The organism is Vibrio sp. 1978 (assembly GCF_033344345.1).
The window spans coordinates 1-974 of sequence record NZ_JAWPOP010000191.1; the positions used below are offsets into that span (position 1 = coordinate 1).

General features: G+C 49.3%; 1 protein-coding gene. It reads right to left on the reverse strand.

Translation table 11 applies throughout. The features are described 5' to 3' along the window. On the reverse strand, nucleotides 1–974 hold a 974-nt coding region (locus R8N49_RS25430), incomplete at both ends, for a 2-isopropylmalate synthase (RefSeq protein ID WP_318190250.1).

Sequence of the window (974 nt, forward strand, 5' to 3'; positions counted from 1 at the left end):
CGATATCGGTTGAAACGCCCGTACCGTGGTATTTTCTACCTTTGTAGTTGGCAATGATGTCTGCTTGACCTAGACCATCCTCACCTTCACCTTTTGCGGTTAGATCGAATTTATCTAGTACGATCTCGTAACCTGTCACGCGGTAGATACATTGGTATAGCGCATCAACAGGCCCATTACCGACCGCCGCTTCACACATTTCCGCATCACCACATTGCATCTTGATGCTGGTGGTTGCCATCACGCTGCCCGATTGCACGCTTAGGTAATTCAACTTGTAGAAGTCATCTTCTTCACGCAAGTTGGAGAAGTGCATTAGTGCTTCCAAATCGTAATCAAACACTTGGCCTTTACGGTCGGCCAGTTTCAAGAAATCGGCGTACAGTGCGTCTAGGTTGTACTCATCTTCTTTATAACCCATGGAATCCATGTGGCTCTTCACCGCCGCTCGGCCGCTACGACTGGTTAGGTTAAGTGCTTGGTTCTTAAGACCAATCGACTCAGGCGTCATGATCTCGTAAGTGTTCTTGTTCTTTAACATGCCGTCTTGGTGGATACCTGAAGAATGGCTGAATGCATTGGCACCCACGACCGCTTTGTTGCTTTGGATCGGCATGTTGCACAGTTGACTCACTAACTTGCTAGTACGATGGATTTCTTCGTGTTTGATCCCCGTGCTTACGCCCAGAAGCTCTTGACGTGTCTTGATGATCATCGCGATCTCTTCTAGTGAGCAGTTACCCGCACGCTCGCCGATACCATTGATGGTGCCTTCAATTTGGCGAGCACCGGCTTGTACTGCTGCAATTGAGTTTGCGACCGACATGCCCAAGTCATCATGACAGTGCACAGAAATGATGGCCTTGTCGATGTTCGGCACGCGGTTGAAAAGCGTTTGGATGATGCCACCGAACTCGCTTGGCACTGTGTAGCCAACGGTATCGGGAATGTTGATGGTGCTTGCTCCAGCATCA